The following is an 8,683-nucleotide window of genomic DNA, read 5'->3' as shown; positions in this document are numbered from 1 at the left end:
TTTCAGGAAATTATTTCACATATATAGTTTGAAACCATAAGTAAGAAGTAAGAAGGAAGAAGGAAGAAGGAAGAAGTAATACCATTTCTCAAAAGCTTTTCTACATTTTATTGAGCGGGGGAGTAGGGGAGTAGGGGAGTGGGGGAGAAGTAAACATAAGAATAATTAACATTAACTTAGCTTAAATTAGCAAAAAAAATATTATGTTTGTGTTAATTACTTAATAACTGAAGTAGTTCCCAAGTATAGCATTACTTTTGGGAATTGGTATAATACTGTTTCACAGAAGTCAAAAGTTAAGATTTTATCAGCTCAAAACTTTAATGCTAAAGCTATTTCAGGAAATTATTTCACATATATAGTTTGAAACTATTTATAATATTCTTTTTTCAAATTGGTATTATAGACACTCATGTAAAAGGCAAAAAGTAAGAAGTATTTATAGCAAACACTTTTTCAAGCTAAAACTTAGTTAAAGATTAATTTTGAATTTATCATCCTAAATACTTCCTTTCTGCCTTCTACCTTCTTGCTGACTGTTTCTTGCTTCTCCCTTATGATTATTTCTACCAAATTTAGCATCTTGAAAAGAACTACCCACACCCTGAATAATACCTCTTCCAATTAAACCTATACCACGGCCAATTACTTGAGTTAGTAAATACACAACTCCACTACCAATAAAAGAAATAGTTGCTCTAATACCAGGAGCTATTGCATCACGAGTTTCTAATAGTAATGTTACTGTCAATGGAATCCCTGATAGTTGTCCTAATTCATGTCTACGAGCTGAATAAATAGATATTTTTTTGATGCCACGTTCATTCAATACAAATAAGGAAAAATTACTCTCAAAGATTGCTTTTGGTTCTTCAATATATTGTTCTATACGATATCTCCAGGATAAGCGATTACGGAACTTTTCAATATCTCGTGTTGATAATAATTGACGACTATAAAAATCTTCTTTAATTTCTTCTACATCGGCAAAATTATTTAATAAAGGCTGAATCACACCATTAGCAATTGAAATTAATAAATTTTGGAGTAAGGCTTCAGAGCGTTCCATAGCTTCAGGAGTACCTACCGCAAAAGATACATTATCAATTACTAAAGGAGCTTGAAATAATAAGTAGGATATTAATTCTTCAACTAAAGGAATCTTATCAAGAATAAACTTATGTACATTATCAGCATCATTTAATAAGACTGGCATTACTTCTACTTTAATTTGTTCCGTAAAAGAATTGACAATTCCTATACCATTACTAATTTCTAGTTGATAGTATTCACCAATAAAAAATTTGCTCGTAGATTCCCACAAATTATGCAAAATCTGATATCTTTGCTTAGGAATTTCTTCCATTAGAATAGAAGCATTACGCAGTTCATCGAGAATATCTTCAAATTTACATAAAGCTATATAAATTAGTTCTTGCTTTTTATAACCTCGCAATATATCAATTTCCATTGGTAATCCACTGAGATTAATTAAATTAGAATTTAATTTTGCTATTGTTGACTCAAATAATGCTGTTTGTAAATTCATTGCTTCAGTGGTGGGAGCAGAAACAAATTCTGAATTTATTCTTAGTACAATTTGCTCATCATTATCGACAGAATTAATATTTCTCTTTGCTTGTAATTCCGTCATATTTTTTAAGTTTGAATCGAAAAAATAATCTCTATTTACATCTGTTACTTTCTCCTGCTTCTGAGCATTAACAGACCTAGGTGACAAGTGACTAAGTATCCATCTAGCTGTTAGTAATTCTCGGCGTTGCCCAGAAGTTATTGCTACATTGAGTAGAGAGTTTAAATTATTTCTATCTAAATTTTTTACTCTTTCATTCAGTTGAGATGTTACTTCTGAGAGAGAAGAATCTATTTGTTTTAGCCCAGACTTACATACATTATCAAGAAGAGTATTGAAATAATTTTTTGTTTGAACTTTTAAACCTGAATTGGCTGGTTTTTCAGAATTTTCTTGTATAGTTTCAACCCCAGAAATATTTTTCCAATAAGACTGACCATTTGCGATTTGTCTAATAATAGTTACTAACTCAGAAATACTGATTCCTTTTGGGCAATAACCATTGACACCTAATTCTCGTACTAATGTCAATAATAAGGTATCTTGTAAGGATGTTAATAATAATATTGGTAACTCAGGGTAAGAGGTTTTAAGCTGTTGACAAAAGTCGATTCCTGATATTGTAATTTCCTCTGTAGCTTGAGGAAACAAATTATTAGTTTCTATGTCTAAAATTACCAAAAAATTATTCTCTTCTGTGATATTATTTTGAATAATTTTTAAGGCTTCTGAGCCTACTTCTGTCTCAACTACTATTTCTATGTCTGAAAACTGCTCACAAGAAAATTTTAACCCCATCCGAAAGATAGGGTCATTATCAATGAGCAGCAATTTTAATGCTGATTCAATATTCATAAATTGGTTTTTGGTTGAGATATTTTAAGAATATAATAACCAATGAAGGTTAAATTCAAAATTTCTTCAATGGTAAGCATTCAGCCGTCAGCTATCAGCTATTGGTTTTATAGGGTTTCTCAAGTTACTGAGGTACAGTAGTTTTTATTCTTTTCTATATCTATTCCCTGTTTCCCGAATTACTAGTTCCTACTCCCTACTCCAGGGCAAAAAAACAATTTTGTACCTCAAGCTTTTTGGGAATTGCTATAGTTTTAGATAAAAGCTTTATTCATTGAGCCAGAATTAAATATTACTACAAAAGCTGGCTACCTTGAGCTTAAAGTCTATATTCATTCCAAGCAGATCCTTAAGAGAGGGGTCTTATTGCTGTTAACAGAGTTCCTCCGCAGGAGGCGATCTGACAGGAACCTAGCTGAATGCTTACCCTAAATGTCTCAATTAAATCTTTAAATATTAACTGATTCATCATTCTTGAAGTAAATAGGCATCTGAACTGGGAGCTGGAGCTGCAGCTGGAGCTGGGGCAGGAGAATAAGACCTCTGTGGAGCTGGGGAATAAGACCTCGATGGGGCAGGAGAATAAGACCTTTGTGGAGCAGGAGAATAATATTGGGGACTAGGAGCAGGAGAATAAGACCTCTGTGGTGCAGGAGAATAATATTGTGGACTGGGGGCAGGAGAATAAGACCTCTGTTGCTCTCGAATACGTTGTTGGTATTCTCGCTGTCTGCGAGCTTCCTCCGCCTGTTGTGCTGCCCATATCGCATCTCGTTCAGATGCCCAACGAGAGATAGCATCTTGAGCTTCATAATACAGAGCACGTCCATAGCCAATTTGATAAGCTGTGTTAATAGCAGCAGTCAGACTACCTTGCTTGGCCAGACTATATGCTTGATTAAGAATCGGCCTATCTTGGGCAATTTGTAATTCTGTATTCCATTTATAAATTTCATCCTGAGCTTCCTTATATAAAGCACGACCCTTTTCTATCTCATATGCAACATCGATAGCTTGGCCAAGTTTTCCTTCTTTTGCTAAAGCTCTAGCTTCTGCTAATAATGGTGAATCTTCAATAATTTGTACTCGTTTATTCCACTCAGCTATTAGGGTTTGAGCTTCTATTCTCAGTGGACGCTCCAAGGCAACATAACTAGCTTGTTTAATCGCTAAATTATAACTATCGACAGTCTCTTGTTGAGCTAATTGTTTAGCTAAAGCAACATAAGGTCTGTCTTCTATATTAAGAATATCTTTGCGCCACTTAGCAATCAAGGTTTGAGCTTGGATTCGCCTTGGTTGTTTCTGTCCAACCATTTGAGCTTGGTCTATGGCCAATTCTAATGCTGCTGGTTGACCCACACCAGCGATCGCGTTGGCTAGCTGAATATGAGTTAAGTTATCTAATTGTTGTTGGAGTTGCTTAACTTGACTTTGAGCTTTTTGATAGTATGGGCTATCAGAAGTAATCTGAGCTGCTGCTGCTTTTCCTTCTATTAAGGCTACCATATTGGCAATTTGAGAGCCTCCCATAGACTTGTTCCAAGTTGCTGCTTGAGCATGACCTAGTAATATTAAGTCTTGGGCTTCTTTTTTCAGTTTATGCCCTGAAGGAATATATTCAATAGCTGTTATTGCACCTTTTAAGTCTTCTGCTTCTATACGTTCGGTGGCAATTTCGATTAAGCTACGACCCCACTTTTCCATATCTTTATCAGCTTTTGCTCGAATGTAGAGACTAGGATCTATTTTGTTAGCTAAAGCGATCGCTTCTCCATATTCGTCTACTGTTTCTCTATATATCAAATAACGAGCATCTTTAAGAATTTGCCAAGCCTTTTTTTCCAAGACAATGCGCTCTAATAATTCTCTATACTTGGTAGTTTGCCAGTGAACATTATCTAGCTTTGACATAGCTAGGGAGTAATCAGAAGCTTTCTTCCAATTCAGAGCTTTGATAGCTGCTTGAGCTTTGTCATAGAAAGATTGACCTTCTGCCCATTGTTTTTTCCAATTTGCTACTGCTTCTTCTACTCTACTGTAAACTGGACTATCCTTAGGAATTTTTGCTACTGTATCTAGAGCGCCCTGTAAATTACCCTCTCTAATTTTTTGATTGGCAACAGAAACAATTAACTTTGTCCATTCTCCTGTCATTTGTTGACCTAGTTGATACAGGGGGTGTTCTTCTGGCCAACTTTCTACTAAAGCCAAGGCTTTTTCTAACTCTTCTAAGTCCCGTGACTCAGCGGCTTGGTGGGCACAGTAAAGTCGCTTTCCATCTGCTGACAATGGAGAAATTTGTTCACAGTTAGGTTGGGGAGGGTTAACCAATAACCACAGAAGTGCTGCACCACCTGTAATTCCAAAGCTAGCTGCAATGCTCCACCAAATTAGTTGCCATCCCCAATAATTTTTTTTGCCTTTTTTTGGTTTAGTTTCTGTTGGTTTTTGGGAATTTTTTTCTGGTTCAACTTCTAAGTTATTGTTTTGCTCTTGCTCTAAAGGTTGTGAGGTAGTATTTACTCTTTCTGTTTCTGTTTTTACTAAAGAACTACTACTATGGCCGTTTGATCCATTTATAGAGGTTTTATGGGAAGTTACCTCCAAGTTTTTTGGTTGTGAATTTTCTAATGACATAACGAAATTTACTCCGCTAATGGTAATAATTTTTCAGCAGGTAAGAATAATTGCTGAACTAATTTTTTTTGCCTTTTCCATCACCTAGAATGCTTTTAATACCTCTGAAGGAAAATTTCAACTTAGGTTTTTGGTCAAGCATGACCAGGGAGGTTGAGAGGTTAAATGTTGGCTAATTTAAGTTAAAACTATTTATTATAGCAAATTTTCCTATATTGTAAAAAGTAATTTTTTTGACTATTGGATAATCTTAAAATAATTCAGTTAAATGTTTTTCAGCCAAAACTATAGCGCTAGGCGCTAGTCAACAGTTAAAAGTAATCGAGCGACTTTTTTTGATGTCCAAATACTGGGCAAACGGAATTTACTAATGTCAAACACCTAAATGCCTAGTGGTTTGAATTTTTTTGGCTCTACTATGGTAGATGTTTATTACAAATTATGCTTAATTGCATCACTGATTAGATTTCTAGATAATCCTGTTATACTGTTTGGTAAAAAAACTATTTACCTCTAATTTTTTTACCGTTCTTGTGCTGAACCTTGGCAGAACTGACTATAAAACCCTATATGATAGTTAATAATTTTGATTCAGTCTTTGTGTTTATTATTTATCTAGCAAATCTGAGGGTAATTGTACATAAATATGTATTATTTGTCTTGTATCTAAGCAGTTTATATGAGAGTGGCGTTCACTCATATTTCTATATAATCTATATAAGTAACTATGATCAGGTTCAATACATTCAATAACTCTGATTAAACGTCAAAATATAAAAAAATTTATAATTATCTACGGCTAAAATGACAATTACGATTGCCCTCAATACTGAACATATTCATAACTTAGATTTATCCCCAGTTGAAAGCGTAATTTCTCCAATACTAAATGAAGGAGCGATCGCCTCTTCTGAACAGCAGCTCAATTTTGCTATTAACTATCAGCAAGATCCGCAAGATCCAAGGGAACTTTCGGAGATTCCAGAAGTACGTCTATGGTTTATCCGTTTAGACACTCGTTATCCTTGGCTGCCATTTTTGCTCAACTGGAAAGAGGGAGAGTTAGCTCGTTATACTGCAATGCTTGTACCCCACCAATTTCATCGTAGTGAAGGTATCCAATACAATCCAGAAGCATTAGAAATATTTCTGATGCACAAAATTTTTGTTTTGAGAGACTGGTTAAATAAACAGAATATTTCTAGTCAATCTAGATTAATGTCCATGTCTCAAATGTTGGGGTATGATTTAACAGAGGAATTTTTAGATTTTAGATTTTAAAATTAGTAAATTTGTGTCGTTGGGTATAAAAAAATAAAAAAATATAGAAACCGGGTTTGTATGAAATGCCTAAGCATACTAACATCTACCTCCAATCAACCCGGTTTCTTATAAAATTCCAAAGCAAGCAGATTCAAGATATGAGGGAATAGGGAGTAGAAAATATTTCTCCTGGCAACCTAGAACTTGCTAATTAAATCCCAAACTATATAAAAATAAAGGTTTTAGCCTTTTTGAGGCATTTAAAAAGTGCAGGGTTTTCAGTTTAAAACGCTCAAAAAGTTAGGATTTTGGCCAAGAGTTGGAAAAAAAATTACTCCCCTACTCCCTTACTCCGCTACTCTCTAGTTTAACTCTCTCCCCCCCAAATTTTCTGCAACACTTCCTGGGGTGAAATATCATCCATTTTCCCTGTAGAAGATTTAATGGCAACTATCCGATCGCTCTTGGGTAATAATTTTTCTGGTTCTGTTGGACCAAACAGAGCAATAGTATATGTCCCAACTGCAACTGCTAAGTGCATTGGCGCACTATCAGTACATATCATTAAATTAGCTCCAGCAATCACAGCAGCTAATTTACCTATATCCCTGGGAGTAACTACTTTTACATCTGGAAAAGATTCTCTAATTTCATTCACCCATGGTGCATCTTCGGGGCCTTTTACTATTACTACTGGCAAATTAGGTTGTTTCTGTTGCAGTTCTGAAATAATTTCCTGCCAGTAATTAGTAGGATAAATTTTATCGATACCTTTAACCTGAGCTATTTGACTAGAACCACCATGAATCAGAATATAGCCACTTTCTGCAATTCCTAATCTTTGCTGTTCAGCTTCGGCCTCATCAATATCTGTTTTGGGGACATTAATTGATATTCCTTTGAAAGGGGTAGTAATCTCCATCCCTTGTAACAAATCATGGTACATCTGAGCGGCATATTGTTCAGTTTTCAAGGGTACAGGATCGGAGAGGAATATTGCTCCATTACCTCCATAACCTACCCGTTTAGGAATTCCTGTTAACCATAATAATAGGCCAACTGTCCAACGTTGTCCCAGAGAAATTACGGCTTCGTATTCGCGATCGCGCATAATACCTAAGAGGTTGCCCCAGTCGGCGAGACTATTGGCATCTTTAAAGTCGTAGCTCAGGACATCCCGAACGGACTTACAGACTCGGTATGCACCCTTAGAGCGAGGTTCCACAATTACGTCAATTTGAGATTCTGGATAGGATTGTTTAAGGTCATCCAGAGTAGGAAAGAATAAAATTTGGTCGCCTATTCCACCAGGGACAAGGGCTAGTATTCTCATGTTTAAGGGATTAAAGTTAATTATCAGTTCAATTTTAAGTAGAGTATATAGCTAGATTTCATTATTTATAGGAAAGCTTTAACACAAAATGTATTTATTAATTCCTGCTGCTGGTATGGGGCGACGAATGGGAAGTTCCCGAAATAAGCTTTTGTTGACTCTGTTAGGTAAGTCTTTATTGAGTTGGACTCTTGAGGCTGCTGTAAATTCTAAATATATTATTTGGATTGGTATTATTGGACAACCTGTTGATTTTCCAGATTTTCAAAAAAATATTTCAGATTTGTCTACTGAGAAGGATATAGCGCTCATTGAGGGAGGGGAAACTCGTCAGGAGTCAGTTTATAATGGTCTACAGGCTTTACCATCGGCAGCGGAACGAGTATTAATTCACGATGGGGCAAGGTGTTTGGCTACTCCTGAACTTTTGGACAGATGTGCAGAAGAGATTCTTAAGTGTCCCGGTTTAATTGCTGCTGTGCCAGTTAAGGACACAATTAAGGTTGTCGATCCATCTGGTCTGATCCAGGATACACCAGACCGTCGAAATTTGTGGGCTGCTCAAACACCCCAGGGGTTTGAGGTGAATTTGTTAAAGGAATGCCATGAGAAGGGGCGTCAGTTAGGTTGGGAAGTTACTGATGATGCTGCTTTATTTGAAAAATGTGGTTTACCTGTGAAAATTGTTGAGGGAGAGGAGACTAATTTAAAGGTGACAACTCCTGTGGATTTAAGAGTAGCAGAATTTATTTTGATGGAAGCAGAAAGAAGTAGGAATTGACACTCGCTCGTTAAATCAAAGATTATAACGGGTGATTCTTGCTTCAAAGACTCTTAACTAGATAACAAATCAAACAATTAGCTATTCTTTCATGTAGCCTAGCTATTTTTTTCTGAAGCTTTAAGCAATTACTTGACCTTTTAGTTTTATGTTTAAGTATACGTTATATCATGTCCGGTTGAATAGTTATAATTAAAGTTCGTAGTAGGGCTTCAGC

The 8,683-nt window shown here is 35.7% G+C and carries 5 protein-coding genes; 2 read left to right on the top strand and 3 right to left on the bottom strand.

The features are described 5' to 3' along the window. Positions 1-499: 499 nt before the first annotated feature. Together ACP6PL_RS05910 and ACP6PL_RS05905 are read right to left on the bottom strand one after the other, a co-directional pair. Positions 500-2,449: a DUF3685 domain-containing protein gene (locus ACP6PL_RS05910; RefSeq protein ID WP_426543525.1), complete on the bottom strand. Its 1,950-nt coding sequence runs from the start codon at positions 2,447-2,449 to the stop codon at positions 500-502. 468 nt (positions 2,450-2,917) lie between these two features. Further along, positions 2,918-5,089, bottom strand: a complete 2,172-nt coding sequence (locus ACP6PL_RS05905) for a hypothetical protein (RefSeq protein ID WP_426543523.1) — start codon at positions 5,087-5,089, stop codon at positions 2,918-2,920. A gap of 804 nt (positions 5,090-5,893) precedes the next feature. Here ACP6PL_RS05905 and ACP6PL_RS05900 point away from each other — a divergent pair. After that, positions 5,894-6,370 (top strand): CRR6 family NdhI maturation factor, encoded by a 477-nt coding sequence (locus ACP6PL_RS05900; protein WP_426543521.1) that lies wholly within the window; start codon positions 5,894-5,896, stop codon positions 6,368-6,370. Positions 6,371-6,719: 349 nt separating this feature from the next. Here ACP6PL_RS05900 and ACP6PL_RS05895 read toward each other — a convergent pair whose 3' ends face one another. After that, complete coding sequence (locus ACP6PL_RS05895; RefSeq protein WP_426543519.1) at positions 6,720-7,685, bottom strand: glycosyltransferase family 9 protein; 966 nt, start codon at positions 7,683-7,685, stop codon at positions 6,720-6,722. A gap of 88 nt (positions 7,686-7,773) precedes the next feature. Between ACP6PL_RS05895 and ispD the strand changes: the two genes are divergently transcribed. Next, complete coding sequence (ispD, locus tag ACP6PL_RS05890) at positions 7,774-8,466, top strand: 2-C-methyl-D-erythritol 4-phosphate cytidylyltransferase (RefSeq protein ID WP_426543517.1); 693 nt, start codon at positions 7,774-7,776, stop codon at positions 8,464-8,466. Positions 8,467-8,683: the final 217 nt, after the last annotated feature.

This window comes from Dapis purpurea BLCC-M126 (assembly GCF_050015975.1).
Lineage (GTDB): Bacteria > Cyanobacteriota > Cyanobacteriia > Cyanobacteriales > Microcoleaceae > Trichodesmium.
This window is presented reverse-complemented; position numbering and strand designations above follow the sequence as displayed.